Raw genomic sequence first — 24,014 nt, forward strand, 5'->3', positions numbered from 1 at the left:
TGGCGATGAGGAGACAGCTCGACGCGGACGCACCCGGACGCGCGCGAGCGGCACGTCGACGGGGCGCGGTGCGGAGCGGTCCCCCAGAAGGCGCCGGAAGGTAACACAGGGCGTGCACAGGATTCGAATGCGTTCGCGAATGGCTCATGGGCGGGCAAAACGGAAGCGGAGCATCGCGGGCGCCTGCCCGCAGCCGACAGCACGTCGATGATGCTGGAGCCTTCCGACGCCTCGTATCCTCAGACGCCGCAGAGCAGGCCCTCCCGGCTGAGGACCTCGCCGGCGTTGCGCATGAGGTGCTCGAGCAGGGCCGCCTCTCGGGCGCTGAGCTGGATGATCCGGCCGCCGGCATACGCCTGGCGGGTGTGGGTCTCCAGGGCGATTCCGGCGCGGCGCAGGACGGAGCTGTCGCTCTCGCGCAGCCGTAGGCGCAGGCGGACCCGGGCGAGGAGTTCCTCGAAGCTGAAGGGTTTGGTCATGTAGTCGTCGGCGCCGCCCTCCAGGCCGTGCACCGTGTCGGCGACGGTGTCCCGGGCGGTGAGGATGATGACGGCAGGGCGCTGGAGGCCGCGCCGTCGGTGCCGACGGTGGTGCGAAAGCCCTGGGCGGTGAAGCGTTCCGCGAGGTAGGAGGCCATGTGGGCCTCGCCCTCGGCGATGAGGAGGTGATGGCGGGGCCGTCTGGTCTGGCTCATGGTCTGTGGGGACCGCTGTTCAGGGCGTGGGTGACGTAGGGGATGAGCAGGGTGAAGGTCGAGCCTCGGCCCGGTGCGCTGTCCAGCTGGATCTCGCCGTGGTGCGCCTCGGCTATCGCCTTGACGATGGCGAGTCCGAGCCCGGCTCCGGTTCTGCCCCGGCTCTCTTCCGCTCTCGTGAACACCCCGAAGACGCGTTGCCGGTCGGCGGGCCGGATGCCGGGGCCGGTGCCCCTGACCCAGAGTTCGACCCAGTCGGGCCCGGGCCGGCCGCCGATCCCGATACGGCCGTGCTCCTCGGTGTGCTGAGCGGCGTTCTGGGCGAGCTGGATCACGGCCTGGGTGACGAGCTGGCGGTCGGCGTGGAGGGTGTCGCGGCGCGGGTTCTCGGCGAAGTCGAGCAGCCAGCGGCGTTCGGCCAGCGCGGCCGCCGGAATTCGACCGACCGGTGGAGGCCGGTGCTCGCCATGCTGGAGAGCCGACACGAACCTCAGCGGAAGTCAAGGAGAAGTCATGAATGTCCTGTTCTCAGGTTTCTCATAAGCCCCAGCGGGGTGAGGGCGAACATCCGCGGCGAGCAGAGCCTCTCGTCGGCCACCCGGCTGGACGCGGCCACGCTGCGGAGAGTTGGGGGGGGCAGGGCGGGGCATCGATGTCCGGCACCCGCGGACCTGCCCCCGGCGGCACCGGGCCGTCCCTGGAGTGAACGGAAGTCCCGCCGGACCTGTGTCCGGCGGGACTTCTGCGGGCGGTCGCTCGGTGGAACCCACGGGTGTCAGAGCGAACGGGCGGGAGAGAGCAGGGTCAGGCCCGCCCCGGTCTCCTCACTCCTCAGCTCCGGAGACGACCTCAGGAGCCTCTCCGCGAGCGGGTCGCGCACAAGTACCCGGTCCGGCATGACCGGTGGCTTCTCCCCGTCGTAGAGCACGACCGAGTCCCAGTCCTCAGGGTCGGCCGCACCGCGCCGATCGACGATCACGGCGCGGGTCGGCACCGGAAGTCCCGTCGCCGCCGCGACAACAGCCGCCTCGACCACGTCGGCCTGCTCCGAGGTGAGGCCGTCCAGCCAGAGCGTCTGGATCTCGCAACCGAACGGTTGGTAGTCGTACTCGTCGATCACGTTGGTGTCCGCGGAGAACCACCAGTTCATCGCGATGGACGCGAAGCGCAGACCCAGAAGCCGGCCGAGTTCCTCCGGGTGGATGAGGACATCGTCCCCCTCGATGTTGATGACCTCAGCTGCATCCTTCACCGGGTGCACGAGCCCGATGCCGTGTGCCTCGAAGAGTCCCACCTGTTCGGCGAAGACCGACGTGGCCCCCGACTCCCGGTACCACCGGATGAATCCGTCAGCCATGGCTGACAGCTCTGCGGTGCGAAGCTGTGCGCGTTCTCATGCCCCAAGCCTTCTCGCCCGTTTGATGGCCCACGACTAGTCCCCTATGAAGAGCAGGTAGCCCGAGCGCCGGATCGCCTCGTGGGCCTCCTCGATGACACGCTGCACCACAGGTGTCTTCTCCTCCTCCCGCAGCTCTTCGAGCTCGACTACAAGGCGCTCCAACTGGGGTGTGTTGAACATCGTCAGGTCGTACGGCGAGATGCCCCGCCGCAGGCTGCTCTCCGGTGCTCGCGCGCACAACGCGAGGAACGAATCCTCCACATCGTCACCGAACTCCTCGACGACATCCTGCGCGCGGTTCAGTCTCCGCATTCCCAGACCCATGCCGGCTCTCCTCTCTCGTTTCAGGGTGTCGGAGGAATCGGGTACATCGTCACCAGATCCCCGTGCACGCTCACCACGATGGTGAGGCAGTGGGTTTCCCGCTCTCCGCTCTGCCTGGAAGACCTGCCGAACCTCTTCGTGGGGTCGAGGCAGACGTTCTTCTCACGGTAGGCGGAACCGCCGTTCGCATGCCTCCATCCCCCCTGGTCCGTCATCGCCCCGTAGAAGATGTCCCTCAGGTCCCCGAGCGTGAGGTCGGAGTTGAACAGCCCCTTGCTGTCGGAGACCATGCGTCCGCCCTCGAAGTGGTAGTCCCGCAGGTTCCTCAGCGCGATCGTGTCGAGGGCGACCTCGATGCCGTTCTCGGGGAGGTTCTGGCCAGTGGGAATGAACTCGCAGTCGTCCCAGCCGTCCCAGCCGTCCCAGCCGTCAAAACCTCCGCCTCCGGAGGAGGCTGCGGCCGTGAATGCCCTCGGGGTCGACTTGGACCCGGACTTCTGCATGGCCTTGGGCTTGGGCTTGGTGTCGCAGAGGACGGCCTTGACCCGCTCGATGACTTTCTCGCCCTTGTCGACGAGCTTCCTCGCCTTGGCCGTCTTGTCGAGGAAGTCGTTGATCCCCGCGATGGCCTTCGCTATCTTCGGCAGCTTGCTGGCGATCTTGAGCGCCTTGGCTGGGCCGAGGTTCTGGATGATGGCCCAGAGGCAGATCCCGACGTCGGGGGCGTCCCAGCACTCCTTGATGTCCTCGGCGAACAGTTCGACGAGGAGTTCGCCGCCGTTCTCCTTCAGATAGTCGAGCAGGTCCTTCTGCGCGAGCGCTCGTGCCGCCTCGTACTCCGCCACGCTGATTCCCGCAGCTTCGAGGGCTTTGCGCTCCGCCTCCGTCAGGTCGCCGCCGGAGACGTCCTTACCGGACCTGGCGGCCTCCTCGCGCTCCTTGCGCTCCAGTTCGCGCTGGTACTCCTCGGCCCGCTTGGCCGCCTCGTCGGCTTCCTTGGCGTAGGTACCGGCGTTCTTGGCGGCGGTCTCGGCCGACTTGGCGTGCTCCTCGGCGGACGTGGCCAGCTTGCCGGCGTCGGCGGCGTCCTTCTCCGCCTGAGTGGCCGCGCCCTGGGCGACGCTCGCCTCCTTCTCGGCCAGGGTGGCGGCGCTGCCCGCGGCCGCGGCCTGGTTCTCCGCGTCGGCGGCGGCTCCACGGGCTCGTTCGGCCTCGGCCTCGGCCCGGGTGGCGGCAGTGCGGGCCGCTGCCGCGTCCGCGAATGCCTGGTTGGCGGACTGGCGGGCGAGTTTCGCGTCGGCCTGTGCCTGTGCGTCGGCTTCGTTGGCCCGTGCCGCCGCGGTCCGGGCCCTGGCTCCGTCCTCGGCGGCCTGGGCCGCGGACTTCATCGCGGCCACCGAGGAGCGTGCCGCGTCCGCGGAGGAACGCGCCGCTGCTGCCGCCGCCTTGAACGCGGGGCCCACCTCGGCGCCCGCACGGGCGGCGGCGGCTTCGGCCGCTTCGGCTGCCTTGACTGCCTCCGCGGCTCGGGCCTCGGCCTTGGTGACCTCCGCCTGACCCGTCGCCAGGGCGGCCTGGGCCACCTCCGCAGCGAAGTCGGCGTTCACGTCGGTGCCCGTGAACGGCGCGGTGAGCTGGATGGCGGTGTTGGCCGGTTCGGCGATACCGGCGGCGGTGGTACGGGCCGAGGTGGCGGCCTGGACGGCGATGGTGGACTGCAGGCGGGCCATAGCCGCTTCCCTGGTGGCGCCGTCGGCTTCCTCCCGGGTGCGGTTGGCCGCCTGGAGGGCCTGGTTGGCCCGGATGGCGGCCAGCCCGGCGAGGCGGGAGGCCTCGTGGGCGGCGATGCCGGCCCGGGCTTCCTGTGCGGTGGCCTCGGCCGCCTTGGCATTGGCCCGCTGCGCCGCCGCGCGCGTGGCCGCGGCCTCGGACTCCGCCTTGCTCGCCGCCGCGTTCGCCGCGAAAGCGGCCGCTTCGGCCTTGTTGGCGGCGGCGTTGGCCCGCGCTGCGTGCGCCGTGGCTTCACTGGCCGCTGCCCGCGCCCGCGCGGCCGCACCGGCAGCCTCGATGGCCGCCGAACGCGAACGCACCGCCGCAGCAGACGCCTGATCGGCAGCGCCACGGGCCGACCCGGCAGCCGTTCCGGCCGCGTTCGCAGCGGATCGTGCCTCGGTGGCCGCCGTACGCGCTGCCTCGGCGTGCTCGGTGCCCTTCGCCTTGGCGGCCAGCGCTTCGGTCGCCTGCGCCCGGGCCTCTTCCGCCTTGTGGACGCGTTCGGCCTCCACCGCCTTGTTCCTGGCGTTGCGGGCCTTGGTTTCCTCGCCTCTGGCCAGCTCGTCGGCCTTGGCGGCGATGCCCTCCTGGGTCTGCGCGGTGGCCCGCTTCTCGGCCGCCACGGCCGCGGCGGCCTGCGCGTCGGCCCGCTTGGCCGAGGCGGTCCGTGCTTCGGCCTCGGCACGCGCACGTGCCTGGGCGGCCACATCGCGCTCCCGTTCGGCCCGCGCCCGTGCGGCTGCCGCCAGGTCGCGCTCGCGTTCGGCGATCGCCCGCTGCTCGGATGCGATCCTGGCCTGACGCTGAGCCTCGATCCGCGCGGCGCGTGTCTTCTGGGCGTGGTCCCACGCCTGCTTCTCGGCCTCCTCGGCCTCGATCCTGGCCTGGCGGGACTTGGCCGCGGCGTCCGCCGCGATCTTCGCCTGCTTGGCCGCCGCCTCGGCGAGCCGGGCCGCCGCCTTCGCGTGCTCCTCGGCGTTCGCCCGCCACTTGGCAGCCTGCTTCGCGTGCAACTCGGCCTGGTTCTTTGAGTTCAGCCCGGCAGCGTCGGCGGCCGACGCGTCCACCGCGTGCTGCGCGGTCCCCGCAGCCTTGGCCGCCGCGTCCGCCGCGTCCGCGATACCGGAGGCGACCTGCGACCACTGGACGCCATGGGTGAGCCCCGTCTCGACCAGAACATCGGCCTGCACCTTGGCCTGGCCCGCCGCCACCTGCGCCTGCTTGGCCGCGTCCTCGGCGATACCGACCTGCCGGGCGATCTCGGTCTTGACCGGCCCGTAGTCGGACAGGCGCTTGCCGGCCCGGTCGGCGGCGAGCATCCGGTCGGCCTCCCGGGACTGCGAGGCCGCCGCGTTCATCGCGTTCGACGCGGTCTTGAGCGCCTTCACCGCGTTGCCGTGCGCGGCAATCAGCTTGGTACGGGCCTCGGCGGCCGTGGCCGCCTGCTCCGCCAGCTTGCGCAGCCGCTCCGCCGCCTCCAGCGCCTCCTTCTGCGCCTTCTCGTGGGCCGCTTGATCGTCCGCGTCCTTGCGCGCGGCGACCGTATAGCCCTTCTCGAGGAACTCGGCGATCACCTTGTCGTCACCCGTGGCCAAAGCGGCCTGTGCGGCCCGCTTCACCTCCGGACCCCCGACCGCGACGAGCATCTCGACCCGCTTGCGGTTCTCCGCCGCGCGTTCCTTGTCGTTCTGCTCCGTCGCCTTGTCCCGCTGCCGCGCTATATCGGCGCCGAACGCGAGGAAATCGGCCCGGTCGCGGGCGGTGCCCTTCAGGACCCGCTCGACCTCCGCGTTGAAGAACGGGCCGCCCGTGCCGCGCAACGCCTCGATCCGGCGGCGGTTGGCGACATCGGCCTCGTCCCGCTTGTCCTTGGCGCGCTGCCGTGCCTCGGCCTCACCACGCTCCAGGAAATCCCGGATCGCGTTCGGATCCGTACTTTCCAACGCCTTCCTGGCGGCCTCGCGGACTTCCTCCTCCTCGTCGAACTCCGCGAAATCCTCAACCAATTGCCGGTCCTGGTCGGCACTGATGTCGTCCAAGGCGGAACGTGCCGGAGGTGCGCCGGTCTCCGATTTCGGCAGCCCGGCCAGTTCCCGCGTAAGCACGACCGTGTCACCCGGCCGCGGCGAGGTCGCAGCCCTCGCTTCCCCGGCCACACCGCCGAGAATGGCCAGTGCCATGACGGTTGACACGACCTTGACCGTCAGGCCTGGTGCACGGCCACGTATCTGCCCGGCTCGGGTCCTGATTCTTCCCCCCACAAAAAACTCCTTCAATGAAATCGGTCGGCAGACGGGTATGAGAGGCCGGCGACAGAAGACCGCCTGAAGAAGCCCCCTGCCCGCAATGCGCGGGCAGGGGAAACCGGCCGGAGCCACGGCCGCGGACTCGGCGGTACGGAACCGGCGCAGCGCGCCGACCCGTGGCGTCAGCCCTTGACGCGGTTCTCGCTGTCGCGGGCCCGGGCGGCCATGTCCTTCCAGAACGTGGCCGTCAGACCGGCCTCCGTCTGCTCCTTGGCCCAGTCGTCCTGGCGGGCCTCGGCCGGCGTGACGATCTTCTGCCAGAGGCCGTCGGCGCTCTCCTTGGCCAGCCGGGCGATGTTCTGCCAGTTCCCCGCCTGCACCATGGCCGTGTCGAGCTCGGCCAGCCACGACTTCTGCGCACCGTCCGCGTGCTCGGCCACCGCATGCCAGGCCCGCTCGGCCTCCGCACGCGCCTTCGCCGCGTCCGCCGACGACTTCAACGCCTCTTCGGCGGCCACCGCCTGCGCGATCAGCGACGCCAGCACGTGGTGGCGCCGGACCTCGGCGTCCGCCACCCGAAGCCGGTAGGCCTCCACGTCCAGGGCGGCACCCGTCGCCCATCCGTAGCCGAAGAACTCTTCGGCGTCCGCGTCTGTGGAGCCGGGCCGCAGAGCCCACTGCGCCGCCACCCGCACCTGCTCACCCGGGTCGTCCTCCGCGAGCGCCCGTACGAAGGCACGGTCTTGCTCAGCGACCTCCAGACGGTGCTGCGCATCGGCCTCCCGCGTCATGCGGTCACGCTGCTGCGCCTCGGCGTAGCCGGTCTTCACGAACGCGGCCCGGTCGGCATCCGTGCCCTTCAGCGCCCGCTCCGCGGCCGACCGCACCGCCGGGGAGAACCCCACCGGATGCGTGGCCACCACCCGTTCGCAGAACGCCCGGTTGCGTGACCGCGCATCACGCAGCCGCTGCTTCGCCGCGTCGTAACCGCCCCCGGGGGCCAGCCAGTCCGCGATCGCCGCGTCGCCGCGCGTGCTGCGCAGCGCGTTCCACGCCGAGGTACGGATCTCCGCGGGCAGACCCGACTTGGCCAGCCGCAGTACCCGTGCCCGTGCCTCGTCCGCCGCGGCAGCCACCGCCGCCGAGGCGGGGCCGGCCGGATCGGCGGCCACCACGGCGTGCGCCCGGGCGGGCGCCGCGCCCTCGGACAGGCTGCCACCGGCCAGCGAGGCGACCGCCAACGCGGCCACGGCCCACCTCTGAAGTCTCACGCCACGACCGGCGGAATCTGCCACCACTTCAGCTCTCTTCCTTATTCCTGCCGCTACGTGCAGTTGCGTGCCGTGTTCTGGGGGGTCCGACGCCGCCAGGCCGGGGCCGCCGTCCCCTCCGGTGCCTCGTCAGGGAGCCAGCGGTGCGGAGACGCGCCAGCCCGCGATGCGGGCCTTCTTGGGCTCCCCTTCCTCACCGCCGGGCAGGGGGAACGCGAAGGTGGGATGGGCGTAGACGTCCTTCGTCGTGGGCGCGAGCCAGTTCACTCCACTGCCGGCGGTCTGGGTGAAGGACACGAGGCCGAGAGTCGTGGACGTCAGGGGGGTCGGGCGAGTGCACCACGTGGCGCTCTTCCGGAAGGCGGCACTGCGGTCGTCCGCGGCGATCTCCACCCGCAGACCGTTCGCCTCGGCCTTGCCGCTCCTGATGTAGTGGCCCGGCTTGCGCACGGACTCGAAGGAGTAGCAGCCGGGCTGGCTCGCGAGCGAGGGCACGACGACCCAGGTGGCGTCCTCGCGGTCGGCCAGGGCGCTGGTGGACTTGAGCGAACCGTTGAGGAGGATCTTCCCGCGGTCGCCGCTGGACTGGCGCGCGTACTCGAGGTCTCCCCATGCCTTCAGGGACTGGCGCTTGAGTCGGTACTGGGTGTCCGCCTTCAGGAACAGCGCGACGTCGTCGTCGCTGCCGGCCAGGGCCTTCTTGGCCGCCGCGACCAAGTTGGGGTTGACGCCGCCGTTCTGCGCGGCGGCCTGTATTTGCAGGGCGAGCTTGCGGTTCGCCTCCGCGAGCTTCTTGCGCCGGTTCTCGTCGTCGCGCTTGTACGCGGCTTCGGCGCCGGTGTGGATGTACGCCTTCCACGCGGCCGGGTCGGAGGCGAGGGTGGCGCGCTGCCCTTCGGTGTACAGCTCGGTGCCGTGCAGGTCGGCGGCGGCCAGGCGCAGCAGCTCACGGATGAAGTTGTCATCGCTCAGCGTCAGCATGGCCTCGGAAGGCGTGATGCGGAACAGGGCCGCGGTGTTCTTCCGCGCGGCGAGCTCCTTGCGGCGCTCGGCCTCCTTGCGGTCCTGCTCCGCCAGGTCCTCCAGTTCCTTGGCCACGTCCCGCTTGTGGGCCTCGCGGGCGCCGTTGACGATGAACTCCCGCCAGTCCGCCGGCTCGCCGAGCAGTGCCTGGAGTGCCGCGGCGCGTACCTCGGGGCCGGACGCCTCGTGCCTGGCGACGGCCCGGATGAAATTGTCGTCGCTGAGGGCCAGCAGTTCCGGGGTGCTGGGGATGCCGATGGTGAGCAGAACCTGGGACTTGGCCAGCCGCGCCGCCCGCTCGGCCTCGGCCTTCTCCCGCTCGCGCTGCTGGTCGAGCTTGTATGCCTCGTGGACGCCCGACACGATGAACCGCACGTGGTCCTCGTCGGCCGTGCTGGCCATCGCCTGCTCGGCGGCGGTGCGCACGGCGTCCAGCTTCTCGCCCGCGTCGCCGGCCTTCTGCCACAGGGCGTGGATGAAGTCGTAGTCGCTGAGCAGGAGTACGTCTGCGGTCGGATCGAGACGGACCACGGCCGCGGCCTCGACGCGCTGGGTGTCGGTCGTCCCGATGCCCGCCGCCCGGGCCGCGACGTCCGATGTCCCAACGGTGGGAGTGCTTTCGGCGACTGCTCCCGGCGCGACCGCGCCGGTGACGGCCGTGAGGGCGGTGGCGGCCACGAGGCCGCGCGTCACGATCCGCCGCATGCGTGTGGAAGGAAGGTGCTTGGTGTTCACGAGGGGTGAGACCTCTCTGCCGCCGCGTATCGGCGGCTCGACAGGAGAAAGGTTGAGAAAGGTGGAGACAGGTGCAGACAGGTGCAGACAGGTGGAGTTGCCGCCGACGCTCAGCGGGCGGGCGGCAGGCACGCGAAGCAGGCGTGGAGACGGGTGTGTCCCGCGCGGTCATCGCGCTAGTCACGCTCGTACGCCGCCGGGGCGAGAGACAGTGATCCGGAACGCGAAGTCGTGCAGGCTACGGAACCTGACGGTCCTGCCCGAACCGGTGAATGTGAAGAAAAACGTGAAGGGAAACCGTCACCTGGACGAACTCGGAAGCGTCACAGGAAGGCAATTACTCGCCGCACCATGGCCGGCAGGTCCGCTCGGCACCACAGCAGCACAGACGTCCGTCATGATGATGACGGAATGCACGGGCCTACGCCCCACGATTTCCCCCCACTAATGAAATACCCGGGGCATCCGGTCCGTCGAAGCATCACTGCCGCGTCGGTCCCCTCCGGCACGCCGCCCGGTCACGCTGGTCATCAGGACCCTAACCCACATTTACCGAGCCACGCAATGATTTCCTTGCCGGGTGCATATTGTCGGCGGTGGCGACTGCCGGTAGTTCGTTACTGAACTTGAACTCGGGTTGTCGCAGCGGGTTATGCGGGGCTGGGCATTGGTGCAAGCACGTGCAGGCAGCCTGTGTAACGGCTGTGCCCAAGTCACGACAAGAACTGGGGGGGATGAGGGTGGCTCCGCGTGCAGCGCGCGTCATCGGCGTTCGGTGCAGCGTCGCGTTCTTGCAGGGGTTTCCGTCGCCGCGGCGGCCGGGATCGCGGTCACCGTGACGCCGGCCATGAACGCCGAGGCGGCATGGACGCCGGCCTGGAACGTCTGCAACCTGTCGACGTCGAGCCGCTATTACCGGACCCAGACCAGAGTGAAGAACGCGAGCGGTACGGTGACGGCGATCCGCACCCTGTCGCCCGACGGTGCCGCGCCATCCTGGCCGGAGGTCGCCTGGCGTACTGCCTCTCCTTGGCCTGGATGCTGTCGTTTCTGCCCAGCGGACGACGCGAGGGCTGGGGGGCGGGGACGGTTCTCGCACTGGCGAGCCTCGTCGAGATGGTGACCATCACCGGGCAGGTGGTGCGCGGGAAACGCAGCCACTTCAACCACGAGACACCCTTCAACGAGGCGCTGTACAACGCGATGGCCGTCACCGTCGTCATCCTGTGGCTCGGCACACTCGCCTGTCGCCGTACTGCTGCTCCGCGCCCGAATCGCCGACCGCGCGTCCGCCTGGGCGATGCGCTGCGAGGACCGCCCACGACGACGCCCTCGTCGCCCAGGCCCGGAAGATCGACCTTCTTCAGTAGCCGCGGGACGAGGCCGAGAAGAAGCTGGACGACGCGAAGCAGGCGCTCGCGGACGCCGAGGCCGAGGAGGGGGAGGAGCCGGGCGACGAGTGCGTCCCCGAGCCCAAGCACGACGTCGACCTGATGGACGAATCGTCCATCGGCTCCCTCGAGGCGAAGACCTCGCTCGACGTCAAGCTTCGGCTGAAGGTCGACGCGGACATCCCCGGCCGGCCAGGGCGCCGTCTTCATGACGGCCGATTACGTCAACGCGGACGGATCCTGCGGCGGTTACCCGGACTTCGACCACCACGAGTTCCAGATCCTGGCCAAGGCCGACGACGCGGACCATGGTGAGGGCACCGAGGGCAAGCCCGGCACCACCGACAACACCACCGAGCAGGGTGGCTCCTCCACCACTCCGGTGAACGGCAACGGCGGCAGCGGCTCGCTCGCCGAGACCGGCTCGAGCGACGTTCTGCCGAAGGTCGCCCTGGCGGGCGGCGCGGCACTCGTGCTCGGCGCCGGCGCGGTGGTCGTCGCCCGTCGTCGTAAGGCGGGCGCCACCGCCTGACCGGCGGAGCGAGACGCGACCGGGCCCGGTTCCCCGAGGGGAGTCGGGCCCGGCCCGTCTCCCGGTCCGAGTGCCTGTGCTCTGCTCCGACCGCGAGGTCGCGAACCTCGGCGTTGTGGCGCCCGGTAGCCGGTGGTGCCGATCCGCAGCGTCCCGTACCGTCGGTCCGTGATGATCAGTGCGGGCGAGCCCCGTAGGCTCGGCGTTCCGGCCGCTGAGGCGCGGTTGCGCTTCGAGGCCGAGCAGCGGGAGACCGGCGCCGGGCCGGGGCGCAGGTTGCTCGTGGTCGACGGGGAACCCGCCTTCGAGCTCAGCTTCTGGTGCGGAACGTGCCCGTTCCTGTTCCGCCGACTGGACACCGCCCGGCAGACGTTGTCGCTGCAGAGCGTGCAGGAGACGCTCACCGGCACGCTGGCCGGTCCGGACGACGGCGGCGTGACGGAGGCGTTCGGTGCGTTGCTGCCGGAGGGCGAGTACCTTCCGTTGCTGCTCCGCGTGGAGCCCCGTCTGGTCGCGCCCGGCCAGGAAGGCGACTATTTCAGCGGCGAGCAGGTGACCACGTGGGGGGTCGACCAGTTCTGGGGCCTCCCGGAGTACCCGCACACGCCGTACTACCGGACCTTCGAGACCGCGGTCGACGCGTCCGCTCACCTCTATGAGTTCGTCGTGCCCATGGTCCCCCCGACGTGGAACACGAGGGAGCGCGTCGAGGCGTACGCCGAACTCATGGGCCGGGCAACGGTCCCGACCGCTGTGGCGGTATCGACGCTGGACGTGTGCGAACCCGCCGCCGGCCAGCCGACCGACCACCACCGGCACTGGGGCCTGACGCACTTCCTCCTCGACGGCCACCACAAACTGCAGGCCGCGGCCACAACCGGCCGCCCGGTGCAGCTCCTTTCACTCCTGGCCCTGGGCGAGGGCCTGGCCGAACCCGCAGACTGCGCCCGGGTGCCCGCCCTGCGCGCTCGACTCCGCTCGGCCCGGGCGACCGGGAACTGAATCAGGCGCCCGAGGCCTGAACCAGGCGTCGGCTGGTTCCAGTGTGCTGTTTTGCGGAGGTGCCGTTTTGCGGATGCACACGACGATCTGCCGCGCTGTCGCTGCCGCGACGCATAGTCTGAGCGACTGTCAACAGGCCGCGGGGCCGCCCTCGGTGTGAGCAAGGCAACGTGCCTGCGTGATCGGTTTGGGCGCCGGCTGCTCCCCCGAACCGCGAACGACCAGCCGGGTGGGAACGGTGATGGTGCGGGCCCGGGAGCGGTCGCCGTCGAGGCGGGACAGGGCGGTGGCCGCGGCGCTGCGGCCGATTTCCTCCGGGTCCTGGGCGACGACCGTCAGAGCCGGTTCCAGTGCCTCGGCGAGTGACAGGTCGTCGAAGGCCACGACGGCGACGTCCTTGCGCTTGCTGCGGGCGAGTTCGGCGACGATGCCGAGCGCCATGATGTTGTTGCCGGCGAACAGGGCCGTGGGGGGATCGGCCAGTTCGAGGAGTCGGGAGGTCGCGGCCTGAGCGCCCCGCTGGTCGTGTGCGTCGGCGACGAGCGAGCGGTCGTAGGGGATGCCGGCTTCCTGCAGGGCCGTGCGGTATCCGGCGAGGCGTTCGCGGCGGGTGTACAGCCTGACGGGCAGGTCGCCGACGAAGCCGACGCGGCGGTGCCCGTGGGCGATCAGGTGGGCGACGCCCTCCTGGGCCCCGGCACGGTTGGAGCTGACGATGCTGTCCGTGGACAGGCCGACTCCGGGGCGGTCGAGGAAGACGATGGGCAGCCCCGCCGTACGGTGCGACTTGAGGTCGGAGTGGTCGGCGCCGACGGACGGCACGACGATCAGGATGCTGACCCGCCGGGCGAGGAACTTGGCGGTCAGGGCGCGTTCGCGGTCGGGGTCGTCCGCGGAGGAGCCCATGAGCAGGGTCAGGCCGCGGTCGCGGACCGTGTCCTCGATGCCGCGGGCCACAGCTCCGAAGAAGGGGTTGGCGAGGTCGGGAATGACCAGTCCGATGGTGGTGTCCGGGCCGCCGACGCGCATGTTGCGTGCCATGAGGTTCGGCTGGAAGCCCAGTTTGGCCACCGCGGCGAGCACCTGTTCCCGCGTCTGCGCCGAGACGGGGCCGTCCTCGTTGAGGACACGGGAGACCGTCTTGGCGCTGACACCTACTTCTCGGGCGACGTCGGCCAGGGTGGGGCGGCGGCTCGCTGCCATGGAGGAAACCGTCTCCTGAGTGCTCCCGGGGTTCCGGCCGCGGCCTCGGCCGGAACGTGCGAGAGCGGGTTGCGCTGTCAGGTGGCCTGCACTCCGGCGGCCTTCGCGGCCTCGGAATCCGCTACGACAGTACCTCCGGCCTCGTCGACGCTGAGCGCGCCGGTCATGATGGCGACGACCTCGGCCATGGAGTAGTCCGAGGGCTTGATCACGGCGGCGCGCCTGCCCAGCCGGTGGACGTGGATCCGGTCCGCGATCTCGAAGACGTGCGGCATGTTGTGGCTGATCAGCACGACCGGCATGCCCTTGTCGCGGACGCGGCGGATCAGGTCGAGGACCTGTCCGGACTCCTTGACGCCGAGGGCGGCCGTGGGTTCGTCCATGACGACGACGCTGCGGGCCCAGGCGACGGCGCGGGCGACCGCGACGGCCTGCCGCTGTCCGCCGGAGAGGGTCTCGACCGACTGGGTCAGCGAGCGCAGGCCGATCTTCAGGTCGGCCATGTGCTCGGCGGCCTCCCGGCGCATGCGCTTCTTGTCGAGCATGCGCAACGCGCTGCCGAGGAAGCCGGGGCGGCGCAGTTCGCGGCCGAGGAACATGTTCGACGCGATGTCCATGGAGGCGGCCACCGCGAGGTCCTGGTAGACGGTTTCGATGCCGTGGGCCCGGGCGCTCTGCGGACCGGAGAAGGTGACGGGTTCGCCGTTGAGGCGTATTTCGCCCGCGTCGGGGACCACCGCGCCGGTGAGGGCCTTGATCAGGCTGGTCTTCCCGGCGCCGTTGTCGCCGATGACGGCGAGGACCTCGCCGGGCAGCAGGTCGAAGTCGGCGCCGTCGATGGCGGTGACGTGGCCGTAGCGCTTGACCAGACCGCGGGCCTGCAGGACAGGGGTGGGGGAGCTGTTGGCGGTCATGGTCAACGGGCCTTCTTCCGGGAGATCTGGTCGACGGTCACCGCGAGGATCACCAGGACTCCGGTGATCAGGGTCTGGTAGATCGAGGCGACGCCCATCAGCTGCAGTCCGTTGCGGAAGACGCCGACGATCAGGACGCCGATGAACGTGCCGAGCACCGAACCGCGCCCGCCGAAGAGGCTGGTGCCGCCGAGGACCACGGCGGTGATGCTGTCGAGGTTGTCGGTCTGCCCGGCCTGCGGGTCGCCGACTCCCGTGCGGGAGATGAGCAGCAGGGCGGCGATGCCGTAGAGGACGCCGGCCACGGTGTAGACGCCGATGGTCAGGCGGGAGGTGCGGATGCCGTTCAGCCGCGCCGCTTCCGGGCTGTTGCCGAGGGCGTAGACGTGCCGGCCCCAGCCGGTGCTGCTCAGTGCGTAGGCGAAGGCCAGGAACAGGGCGATGGTGACCAGCGAGCCGTAGGTGATGTCGGTCTTGCCGAGCGGGAAGGTCTGCCCGAGGGCCGTGAGCGGGCCGGGCAGGTTGGTGACCGTCTGCTCCTCGGAGTAGATGTGGGTCAGCGCGAACGCCACGTTGAGCATGCCGAGGGTGACGATGAACGGCGGCAGCGGGATCTTCTGCACCAGCGCCCCGTTGAGCAGGCCGAAGCCGCCGCAGACGACCAGGCCCAGGGCGATCGCCGCGAGCGGCGGGAGGGTGCCCTCGGCGGCCATCTTGGCGATCATGATGCTGCCGAACGCCATCACGGCTCCGCAGGACAGGTCGATGCCCGCGGTGAGGATGATCAGCGTCTGGCCGATGGCCAGCGTGCCGACGACCATGACCTGCTGCACGATCAGCGAGAAGTTCCCGCCGGTGAGGAACTGGTCGGTCGAGACGGAGAAGAAGACACAGGCCAACAGGAGGGCGGCCAGCGGTCCGGTGGTCGGCTGCGTGAGCAGTCTGCGGATCGTGGTCGGCGCTTTGAGCTCCGCGTACGGCGTGGATGTGGAGGGTGGCGTGGACGTGGCAGTCATGCGAGGTCCTTCTCGGAAGACTCGAGTCCTTGTGCGTCCTTGTCGGACGGTGGGAGGACGAGAGGGCGGCCGTCCCGGGCCGGGGAGGAGGGTCCGGCCGCCCCGCTGAGGTGTCGAACGGCGGCGGCTACGGCGGCAGTCGGGCGCCGGAGGCTCAGCCCCAGCAGTTCTCCAGGCCGTAGGCGGTGTCCTTGGACGTGACCCCGTCCTGCGCCTTGTCGGTGATCAGGGTGACGCCGGTGTCGGTGTAGCCGGATGCCTTCTCGCCGTCCTTGGCGTACGTCGCGACGGCCTTGACGCCCTCGGCGGCCATCTTCAGCGGGTACTGCTGCGAGGTCGCGGCGATCTTGCCGTCCTTGACGGCCTGGGTGCCGGTGCAGCCGCCGTCGACGGAGACGATCAGGACGTCCTTCTCCCGGCCCTTGGCCTTGAGCGCGGTGTACGCGCCCAGCGCGGCCGGCTCGTTGATGGTGTAGACGACGTTGATGTCGGGCGACTTCTGCAGGCAGTTCTCCATGGCGGTCTGGCCCTTGGCCTGGTCGCCGCCGGTGTCCTGGGAGCAGACGATCGAGGGGTCGCCCTCCTTGATGCCGAAGCCCTTCAGGAAGCCGTCGTGCCGCTGGACGCCGACGGAGACGCCCGGCGCGAGGTCGAGGGTGGCTATCTTGGCCGGCTTGCCCTTCATGGCGGCCTTGGCGTACTCGCCGATCAGCTCGCCGGCCTTGAGGTTGTCGGTGGCGAAGAGGGCGTCGACCGCGCTCTCCGGGTCGGTCGGGGTGTCCAGGGCGATGACCAGAACGCCCTTGGCCTTGGCCTTCTCGATCGCCGGCACGATCGCCTTGGAGTCGCTCGGCGTGATCAGGATGCCCTTCACACCGGCGGCGACCATGTTCTCGATGGCGGTGACCTGACCGGCGTTGTCGCCGTCGAACTTGCCCGCCGCGGTGGACAGTTCGACACCGTTCTCCTTGGCGGCCTTCTCGGCGCCCTCCTTCATCTTCACGAAGAACGGGTTGGTGTCGGTCTTGGTGATCAGACCGACCTTGACGGTGCCCGATCCGGTGCTCCCGGTGCCCGCTCCGGATCCGGATCCGCAGGCGGTCAGGGTGAGGGCTGCGACACCCGTGCAGGCAGCGGCTCTGAGCAGGGAGGAGGGCAGACGAGAGATGCGTGACATGAACAACTCCTGCGGGATCGCGGGCGAGCGGCCGGCATCGGGCAATGCCGTCCCGAGGTGTCATCGTTGACTTATGTCATCGTTGACACTGCTTGGCGAGGATGATGGACTCCGCCTCCGGGCAACGTCAATGCCTTGCGCCCGTCACAAATCGGCAACGCCCGCGGCCCTCGCCCGCCCGAAGCCGTTCCGCGACCGCCCGCAACGTGCCCGTTTCGCCGGCGCGTTCGAAGAGAGGAGCAGACCATGACCCCGCCTCGGATCACGGAGGACGCCACACCGTGAACAAGACCCTGCTCGCCGAGTTCACCGCCCGTGAGGGTGCGCAGGACGAGGTCGCGCGCCTGATCCAGGACTACGCCAGGAAGGTGCGCGAGGAAGAGGGCAACCTCGCCTTCGACGTCTACACCAAGGCGTCCGCCCCGCGCGCCTACTGGATCTTCGAGGTGTACCGGGACGAGGACGCCTTCCGGGCGCACCTGAACGCCCCGTACGGCGGCCCGTTCAACGCCGCGCTCGCCCCGCTGATCGAGGAGGACGCCTCCGTGCTGACCTTCCTCGACCCGCTGACCTGAACGGTGCCGGGCCGGCCTCGGCCCGGCAACTCGCCGAGGCCCGCGCGCCGGAAGCCGCTCCTGGCGGCCCGGCGCGCGGACCGAGGCAGGTCACCGCCAGATGGACCGCAGCCGCCACGCCCGCAGGTGGTCGAGGGTGGCGGTGCCGCCTTCGGCGAAGACCTCGACTCCGGTGCTGGAGGGGTCGGGGAAGATCTGGTCGGTGATCACTGCCTCGCCGTTGCCGCCGAAGACCTCGACGGACGACCAGTCGACGAGGATACGCAGCGCCACCTTGCCGTTCCTGGCCTTCAGGGGTGCGGTCTGGACGCCGGGGAAGGTGCTGTTGAAGTCCCCGGCGCCGGAGCGGGTGCGGTCGACGTACAGCTCCTGTGTCGTGGCGTCGTAGCCGATGACGGTCTCCTCGCCGCCCGCGCCGGTGCGCACCTTCAGGCCGAAGCGGTCGGCGTCCTCGAGGGAGAAGGTCGCCTCGATGTCCAGTGCCCTGCCGTTGGCCGCGGGTCCGGTCAAGGGCTGTGAGGCGTTCTGGACCGTGACGCCGCTCGCGGTCGCCGGGCGCTTCTCCCGCAGGGACTTCACGCTGCTCACCGGCATGCTGGTCAGCCGGACGCGGCCGTCGACGGTGCGCAGGGCCATCTCGCGGGGGATGCTCTGGGCCCCACGCCACGGGGAGGTGGGGAGGGAGCCGCCGTAGTCCCAGTTGTTCATCCAGCCGATCATGTAGCGCTTGCCGCCCGGTGCGTTCTCCCAGGACACCGCCGCGTAGTAGTCCTTGCCGTAGTCGGCCCAGTCGGCGCGCTGTACGACGGACTCGGCGGGCTCGTCGGCGGCGGTGAACCGGTCGGCCAGGACGTGGCCCCAGCCGGCGGTGTTCCTGTCGACGATCTGGATCCGCGCCCGTTTGCCGGCGTACGGGCGCATGTCGAAGGACGCCCAATCCAGGGTCTCGCTGTCGGCGCCGGTCGCGCTGCGGACGACCTTGCCGTCGACGAGCAGGTTGACGGACGTCTCCCGGGAGACGCGCTGGGCCCGGGTGCCGGACAGCAGGATGTGGTCGACGTTGAGGTGGCCCCAGCCGCCCGTGTTGTCGTCGACGATTCTGATCCGCGCCTTCTTGCCGGCGAGGTCGCTGACGTCCCAGGAGGCCCAGTCGAGTGCCTCGGCGTCCTTGCCGGTGGCGGTGCGCAGGACTTGGCCGTCCACGAGGAGTTCGACGGCGGTGGGGTTGGCGGAGCCGGCCGGGTGGTTGCCGCCGCCGATGAGGAAGTTGATGTGCTTCTGGTCGATGGTGAACTCGGGCGAGGTGAGGGTGCCGGTGGTCGAGTCGCCGTTCAGGAAGGTGTTGACCAGGCCATTCCCCAGGAAGCCGGAGACGCTCTGCTGGCCGGGGAGTGTGCCGGTGGCCGGCGCGGTGCCGAAGGCGTCCCCGGTCGCCGTCCAGTCGCCGTAGGTGCCGCCTTCGAAGTCGGCGAGGACCGTCCCCTCGGGCGGCGTCTGCTCCATGACGGTTCCGGCCTCGTGCGGATGCCGCCCGCCGCCGATCTTGAAGTTCAAATAGGGGCTGTCGACGGTGAATTGGGGCGAGGTGAGGGTGCCGGTGGTGCCGTCACCGCCGTGGAAGCTGTTGGCGAGGCCCTTGCCGTCGAAGCCGGTGACCGCCCCCTGCCCGTCCACCGCCCCGGCTGCCGGTCCCTGGCCGAACGCGGTTCCTGTCGTCGTCCACTCAGCGAAGCCGGCGCTTTCGAAGTCCTGCAGGATCTTGCCGTTGGGCGGGGTGTAGGTGCCCTTGTCCTCGGCGGTGAACTTCTTGCCGTCGAAGTCGCCGATGAAGTACTGGGCGGCCGAACCGCCCGCGATCCCACCGGGGTTGATGTTGACCACCAGAACCCACTTGATGTTGTCCGGGTCCCCGTCGACCGCGAGCGGGAACAGGTCGGGGCACTCCCACACGCCGCCCGTCGCACCCGCCGGCCCGAACTCGCTGAGCAGGTCCCAGTCCTTGAGGTTCCTGGACGAGTAGAACCGCACCTTGTGCTCGGCGGACAGCGACACCGTCATCAGCCAGCTCCTGGTCGGCGCGTACCACTGCACCTTGGGATCGCGGAAGTCGGTGGAGCCGATGTCGATGACGGGATTGCCCTGGTACTTGGTCCAGGTGCGGCCGCGGTCGGTGCTGTAGGCGAGCGACTGGGCCTGCTTGCCGCCGTTCTTGTAGGCGCTGGTGTAGATCGCCACCATGGGCGGGTTCTTCTTCGTGCCGAACCCGGTGGTGTTGTTCCAGTCGACGACCGCGCTGCCGGAGAACACCATCTCCTCGTCGTCGTGCGACAGGGCGAGCGGCAACTCCTCCCAGTGCACGAGGTCCTTGCTGACCGCGTGCCCCCAGGACATGTCGCCCCAGGAGTTGCCGTTCGGGTTGTACTGGTAGAAGAGGTGGTACTCGCCCTTGTAGTGGACGAGGCCGTTGGGGTCGTTCATCCAGTTCTTCTGCGGAGTGAAGTGGAACTGGGGTCTGTAGGTCTCGGTGTACGGCGGGATGTCGGCAGCGACGGCCCGGGGGGTCAGCGGGGTTGCGGACAGGGCGCAGACGGTCGCCACCGCCGCCATCATCCGTATGCGGGCATGCCGGGATACGCGTACAGAGCTCATGGTCTCTCCTAGTCCCGCGGCTCGTCCGCGCGGCTGCTTACTGCGGCCCCGGCGCGGACGGACCGAAAAGTCACACACCCCGGGCCGGCGCCGACGTCCACGCCGCCGACCCGGGGGTGTCATCGTTGACATGTGTCATCGATGACATCGAGTGCCCGATTATGAAGCGCAGCCCTGTCGGTGCGTCAACGGGTCGGATGCAAGGAGCCGGCTCTCACGCGGGAGCTCGTTCCACCTTCAAGCCGTGATGGGCGAGATGAGTCGTAAGAAACTCGGCCAGGACGCACGCCGCGTCGTCGCCGTTCAGTAGGGGATCGGGCTCCGTGTCCGCTGAGGGGAAGGCGAAGTGCCCGGGCATGACGACGGCCCGGGTGAAGAAGTCGCACAGGACGTCGAGGAACTCCTGATCCGGGCGATCGGGTGCGGTCTTGCCCAACGCAGCGAGGCCTGCTTCCACCATGGTGTTGATGTGTCGTCGCCGCGCGTTTCTCCGGTGCCGGGCCTCGCTGGAGGCGCTCTGCTCGGTTGCCTCCACAACTCGGAATCTGCTGGGGTCGCTGCCGGGCCCGCTGCTCGGCCAGTGGTCCGCTTCACGGACCGCTACCAGGGCCTCCTCCATCGAGCCCGCGTGGACATGATGCACCCGCCTGATTCCCTCACCGGAGCTCTCCAACTCGACCCGGTAGCGCGGCAAGTCACTTTCCGGCCCCGCGAGCGATTCCTTCGGCGTCTGCTCTGACGCAAGCCGGTTCCCGTCCTGGTTCGATGCCGCTTTGCTCATGCGAAAGACTCTACACGGCGTGTATACGCGGTGTGTATAGAGGTGATGTGCGGATGACGTGGGCAGTGACTCACGAAAGGACGGCCGCCTCCTGGCCTCCGCCGGAAGGCGTGGGCGGCCGTCCTTTCGGAGCCACGCCCCCGTGGTCTCAGGAGAACAGCAGGCGCCAGGTCAGCGGTCCGGGGTTGCCGTCGGCGTCGCCGCGCAGTTCCTTGCGCGACTTCTGGAAGTCCCGCACGTTCAGCCGGTCCGCCTCGCCCCAGGTCCTGCTCGGGCCGACCTTGTAGTGGTCGCCGAAGCCGCGCTTCACCAACTGCTTGCCGAGCTGCAGGACATACGCGTTCGAGGCCCCGGCCACGAAGTACTTGCGTCCCGGGAACGCGGGAACCTTCGGCTTGGTGGGTGTGGTCGTCTCCGGGGTGTCGTCGTCCACGTCCAGTTCGGCCTTCGCGTACTTGACGATCCTCGCGAAGTCGATGGCGCCGGGGTCGCCATGGACGTTCTCGGGCACGTGCATGTGCCCGCACACGCCCTTGAAGTCCGCCCACCGCGCACCCGTCAGCCGCTGGCCGCCGCTCCCGTACGACGTGGGGTACGCGGGCCACGCCTTCGGGCCGGACAGCGGTACGCCGTGCTCCTCGTGCATCCAGGCCAGGAAGCGGGCGACGCCCTGCAGCGCCCAGTCGGGGGCGTCCGGCCAGTAGATGTGCGCCTGCTCCGCGGTCTTCCACTTCGCGTGGGTCTTCGGGTCGCAGGTGCCGACCAGCTCGACCTGGCAGACGTTCATGGTGTTCGTCTCGACGCCGCCCCGCAGGTTGACCAGCGCCCTGGAGGAGGTCTCTATGTCGAAGTGCTGGTACCACTTCAGCTTCTTGGCGGCGAGATCGGGGACCGCCGTCAGATTCGGGGCGGACGAGCCGCCGCCGTATCCGGGAAGGGTGCGGCCCTCCGTGGTGTGCAGGACGACGACGTTGACCTGCATCGGGTCACCGCCGAAGTCGTCCTGGTACCAGTTCGCCCGGCTGGCGCCGGGGTATCTCTGTGGGCCCGTCTTGGTGGTCATCACAGACTCCTGGGTCGAGTGTGGGCTCGCCGGTTCGGGCGAGGCGGGGGAGAAGCGGGAACGAGGATCAGTGCCCTTGTCCCAGGGCGGACGGCCGGCTCGGGGCGGGGGCGGCGGCCGGGGCTCGGGCCGGCGCCGGCGCCATGGGGCCCGCCGCGCGCAGGTGCCGCTCCAGCCGGGCCGGGTCGGTGTCGGAGCGGCCGGCCAGCTCGCGGGCGAGCGCCGCGTGCCGGAGTTGCCTTGAGGACGGGGTCTGGGTACTCAGCACGACGTCGCGGGGCAGTTCGGGCAACCGGTAGCGGCCGGTGCCACCCACGGCGGGGTCACCGTCCCAGACCAGGACCCGGGCGGTGACGGCGGCGTCGATCAGCGGCAGCAGCTCGTCCGGTGCGAGCCCCTGGACGTCCGCGAGGAGACCGACGTCGAGCCATTCGCCGTCGGCGGCGGCGTAGGTGAGCATGGTCCGGGCCGGATCCGGCAGCTCGACCAGCCTCGCATGGAGGACGTTGCGTACCGCGGCCGGTATCCCTGCCTGCGGCCCGGTGCGCCGGCCGGGTGGCAGCTTGAGCAGCTCGGCCAAGGCGAACGGGTGGCCCTCCGTACGCCGGTGCAGCGCCGCCACCTCCTCGGGCGGGACGTCCTCGCCGCGCGCCGCGAGCAGCTCGGCCACGCCGTCGGCGGTCAGCGGCTCCAGGGTCAGCCAGGTCGCGCCGAGCAGGGCCAGGTCCGCGAGCAGCATGCTGGACACGGGGGCGTCGGGATTGCGCAGGGTGCAGACGAAGAGGACGGGCGCCTCCCGCACCACCTTGGCGAGCCGCCTGAGCAGGCGGTGGAAGCCCTGCGGTGCCTGGTCGAGGTCGTCGACGACACACAGCGTGGGTGCCTGGGTGAGTTCATGGACGACCGTGCCGAGCGGGTCCTTCTGCGCGACCTCGTCCTGCGCGGAGTCGGTGCCGTCCTGCCGCAGCGCGTCCAGGAGCTGGACGGTCGGGCAGGTCTGGAAGACCCCACGGTTCCCGCTGAGCGCCTGACCGCCCTTGGTGCGGGCGACGGTGAACCCCGCTGCCGCGGCCCGGGCGGACAGCTCCTCCACCAGCCGGGTCTTGCCGTACCCCTGCTCTCCGTTGACCACGGCCCACTGGGGGCGACCCGCGGCCGCGGCCGACAGCAGGCCGACCAGTTGCGCGGTCTGCTCGTCGCGGCCCACGAAGGGGGTGGTGGCGGGGACAGGTCCTGGGTCTGGACGCAGAGGCGCGACGGACGCGGCGGACGCGGCGGACGCGGCGGTGAAGTCGGGGCGGGAAGGAAGACCAGGGGAAAGGCTCGTACCGGACGAAGCCGTGGGAGGGGTGCCGAGTACGCCGACATCGTGCCGCAGGATCGCGGTGTGCAGGTCCCGCAGTTGGGGGCTGGGATCCAGGCCGAGCTCCGTGGCCAGCATGTGGCGGAACCGCTCGTACTGCCGCAGTGCCTCGACCGGCCGTCCGGCCGCGTACAACGCCCGCATCAGCAGCGCCCAGGAGGTCTCCCGCAGCGGTGCCTTGAGTACGAGGCCCTCGGCGACGTCGATCGCCGGTTCCGTCTCGCCCTGCTGGACGAGGATCACGGCCTGCAGCTCCCTGGCGTCCTGGAGGGCGCCGTCGAGCCGGGTGCGCTCGCGTGTCGCGAAGGCGTGCTCGGCGGCCTCCGCCAGGGCCTCGCCGCGCCACAGCCCGAGCGCCGCGTCGACCTCCGCGCGGGCGGCGGTGAGCTGACGGTTTCTCAGGGCCTCGCGGGCCCTGCCCAGCGAGTCCTCGAAGAGGGCCGTGTCCCGTGCCTCGCGGGGCACCTTCAGGGCGTACCCGGCCGGACCGCTGACCAGCATGGTGGACCGGCCCTGCCGTACGGGGTCGAGGACCGCGCGCAGCCGGCTGATGTGGGCGCGCACGGAGGAGGAGGCGCCCGTCGGCCGGTCCGTCGGCCACAGGTCGCGGCAGAGGGTGTGCTGGGAGACGGGGCGGCCGTCCTCCAGGAGCAGGCGGACGAGGAGCAGCCGGCGCTGCCGGGGCCCCAGGTCGAGGGGAACGTCCCCCTTCAGCACTTCGACGGGGCCGAGCACGCCGAACCGCATCGCGTGTCCATGACGTGAGTTCAACGGGCGGGCCACCTCCTGGGCGACATCAGGGTTTCGCACGCTACGCGATGGATGCGACGGCGAGCTCCGGCAGCGGTCACTGTTTCCGCAGTCAACCAATGGTTTGTTGCTC

Annotated in this window: 19 protein-coding genes and 1 pseudogene; 4 read left to right on the forward strand and 16 right to left on the reverse strand. The window is 70.3% G+C overall.

The genetic code is table 11. The annotated features are described in order from the left end of the window. Positions 1 to 239: 239 nt before the first annotated feature. The 8 genes from ACIBAG_RS12245 to ACIBAG_RS12280 form a co-directional block, all read right to left on the reverse strand. On the reverse strand, positions 240 to 548 hold the full coding sequence (locus ACIBAG_RS12245) for a response regulator transcription factor (protein WP_399104505.1): 309 nt from the start codon (positions 546 to 548) through the stop codon (positions 240 to 242). Further along, the gene (locus ACIBAG_RS12250; RefSeq protein WP_399103929.1) at positions 476 to 694 is read right to left on the reverse strand and encodes a hypothetical protein; all 219 of its coding nucleotides are present in this window, start codon (positions 692 to 694) and stop codon (positions 476 to 478) included. The genes ACIBAG_RS12245 and ACIBAG_RS12250 overlap by 73 nt, the downstream gene beginning before the upstream one ends. Continuing rightward, the gene (locus tag ACIBAG_RS12255) at positions 691 to 1,179 is read right to left on the reverse strand and encodes a sensor histidine kinase (RefSeq protein ID WP_399103931.1); all 489 of its coding nucleotides are present in this window, start codon (positions 1,177 to 1,179) and stop codon (positions 691 to 693) included. The genes ACIBAG_RS12250 and ACIBAG_RS12255 overlap by 4 nt, the downstream gene beginning before the upstream one ends. Before the next feature lie 290 nt (positions 1,180 to 1,469). Next, entirely contained in the window at positions 1,470 to 2,051 is a 582-nt protein-coding gene (locus ACIBAG_RS12260) for a hypothetical protein (RefSeq protein WP_399103933.1), read from the reverse strand. Positions 2,052 to 2,126: 75 nt separating this feature from the next. Beyond that, on the reverse strand, positions 2,127 to 2,417 hold the full coding sequence (locus ACIBAG_RS12265) for a hypothetical protein (protein WP_399103935.1): 291 nt from the start codon (positions 2,415 to 2,417) through the stop codon (positions 2,127 to 2,129). 20 nt (positions 2,418 to 2,437) lie between these two features. Beyond that, positions 2,438 to 6,370 (reverse strand): hypothetical protein, encoded by a 3,933-nt coding sequence (locus ACIBAG_RS12270; protein WP_399103937.1) that lies wholly within the window; start codon positions 6,368 to 6,370, stop codon positions 2,438 to 2,440. 248 nt (positions 6,371 to 6,618) lie between these two features. After that, positions 6,619 to 7,707 (reverse strand): ALF repeat-containing protein, encoded by a 1,089-nt coding sequence (locus tag ACIBAG_RS12275; RefSeq protein ID WP_399103939.1) that lies wholly within the window; start codon positions 7,705 to 7,707, stop codon positions 6,619 to 6,621. 129 nt (positions 7,708 to 7,836) lie between these two features. Further along, the gene (locus tag ACIBAG_RS12280; protein WP_399103941.1) at positions 7,837 to 9,435 is read right to left on the reverse strand and encodes an AbfB domain-containing protein; all 1,599 of its coding nucleotides are present in this window, start codon (positions 9,433 to 9,435) and stop codon (positions 7,837 to 7,839) included. A gap of 1,041 nt (positions 9,436 to 10,476) precedes the next feature. Between ACIBAG_RS12280 and ACIBAG_RS12285 the strand changes: the two are divergent. The 3 genes and pseudogenes from ACIBAG_RS12285 to ACIBAG_RS12295 all read left to right on the forward strand — a co-directional run. Continuing rightward, positions 10,477 to 10,771: pseudogene (locus ACIBAG_RS12285) on the forward strand (hypothetical protein); the annotation flags it as partial. A gap of 293 nt (positions 10,772 to 11,064) precedes the next feature. Next, positions 11,065 to 11,388: an LAETG motif-containing sortase-dependent surface protein gene (locus ACIBAG_RS12290; protein WP_399103943.1), complete on the forward strand. Its 324-nt coding sequence runs from the start codon at positions 11,065 to 11,067 to the stop codon at positions 11,386 to 11,388. 171 nt (positions 11,389 to 11,559) lie between these two features. Then, entirely contained in the window at positions 11,560 to 12,390 is an 831-nt protein-coding gene (locus ACIBAG_RS12295) for a hypothetical protein (RefSeq protein WP_399104507.1), read from the forward strand. Positions 12,391 to 12,519: 129 nt separating this feature from the next. Here ACIBAG_RS12295 and ACIBAG_RS12300 read toward each other — a convergent pair whose 3' ends face one another. The 4 genes from ACIBAG_RS12300 to ACIBAG_RS12315 form a co-directional block, all read right to left on the reverse strand. Next, positions 12,520 to 13,593, reverse strand: coding sequence for a LacI family DNA-binding transcriptional regulator (locus tag ACIBAG_RS12300; RefSeq protein WP_399103945.1), 1,074 nt, complete (start codon positions 13,591 to 13,593; stop codon positions 12,520 to 12,522). Between the two features lie 77 nt (positions 13,594 to 13,670). Beyond that, complete coding sequence (locus tag ACIBAG_RS12305; protein ID WP_399103947.1) at positions 13,671 to 14,507, reverse strand: ATP-binding cassette domain-containing protein; 837 nt, start codon at positions 14,505 to 14,507, stop codon at positions 13,671 to 13,673. A 2-nt stretch (positions 14,508 to 14,509) separates the two neighbouring features. Further along, positions 14,510 to 15,523: an ABC transporter permease gene (locus ACIBAG_RS12310; RefSeq protein ID WP_399103949.1), complete on the reverse strand. Its 1,014-nt coding sequence runs from the start codon at positions 15,521 to 15,523 to the stop codon at positions 14,510 to 14,512. A 154-nt stretch (positions 15,524 to 15,677) separates the two neighbouring features. Then, the gene (locus tag ACIBAG_RS12315; protein ID WP_399103951.1) at positions 15,678 to 16,700 is read right to left on the reverse strand and encodes a sugar ABC transporter substrate-binding protein; all 1,023 of its coding nucleotides are present in this window, start codon (positions 16,698 to 16,700) and stop codon (positions 15,678 to 15,680) included. Between the two features lie 281 nt (positions 16,701 to 16,981). Between ACIBAG_RS12315 and ACIBAG_RS12320 the strand changes: the two genes are divergently transcribed. Further along, positions 16,982 to 17,275, forward strand: a complete 294-nt coding sequence (locus tag ACIBAG_RS12320) for a putative quinol monooxygenase (protein ID WP_399103953.1) — start codon at positions 16,982 to 16,984, stop codon at positions 17,273 to 17,275. A gap of 90 nt (positions 17,276 to 17,365) precedes the next feature. Here ACIBAG_RS12320 and ACIBAG_RS12325 read toward each other — a convergent pair whose 3' ends face one another. From ACIBAG_RS12325 to ACIBAG_RS12340, 4 genes are all read right to left on the reverse strand, one after another. After that, a complete protein-coding gene (locus ACIBAG_RS12325) occupies positions 17,366 to 19,924 on the reverse strand; it encodes a GH32 C-terminal domain-containing protein (protein ID WP_399103955.1) in 2,559 nt (852 codons plus the stop codon). A gap of 214 nt (positions 19,925 to 20,138) precedes the next feature. Next, on the reverse strand, positions 20,139 to 20,705 hold the full coding sequence (locus tag ACIBAG_RS12330; RefSeq protein ID WP_399103957.1) for a hypothetical protein: 567 nt from the start codon (positions 20,703 to 20,705) through the stop codon (positions 20,139 to 20,141). A 148-nt stretch (positions 20,706 to 20,853) separates the two neighbouring features. Continuing rightward, entirely contained in the window at positions 20,854 to 21,768 is a 915-nt protein-coding gene (locus tag ACIBAG_RS12335; RefSeq protein WP_399103959.1) for a peptidoglycan-binding protein, read from the reverse strand. Positions 21,769 to 21,835: 67 nt separating this feature from the next. Beyond that, positions 21,836 to 23,902, reverse strand: coding sequence for a BTAD domain-containing putative transcriptional regulator (locus ACIBAG_RS12340; RefSeq protein ID WP_399103961.1), 2,067 nt, complete (start codon positions 23,900 to 23,902; stop codon positions 21,836 to 21,838). Positions 23,903 to 24,014 lie beyond the last annotated feature (112 nt).

It is taken from the genome of Streptomyces sp. NPDC051243 (assembly GCF_044455405.1).
Classification (GTDB): Bacteria; Actinomycetota; Actinomycetes; order Streptomycetales; family Streptomycetaceae; genus Streptomyces.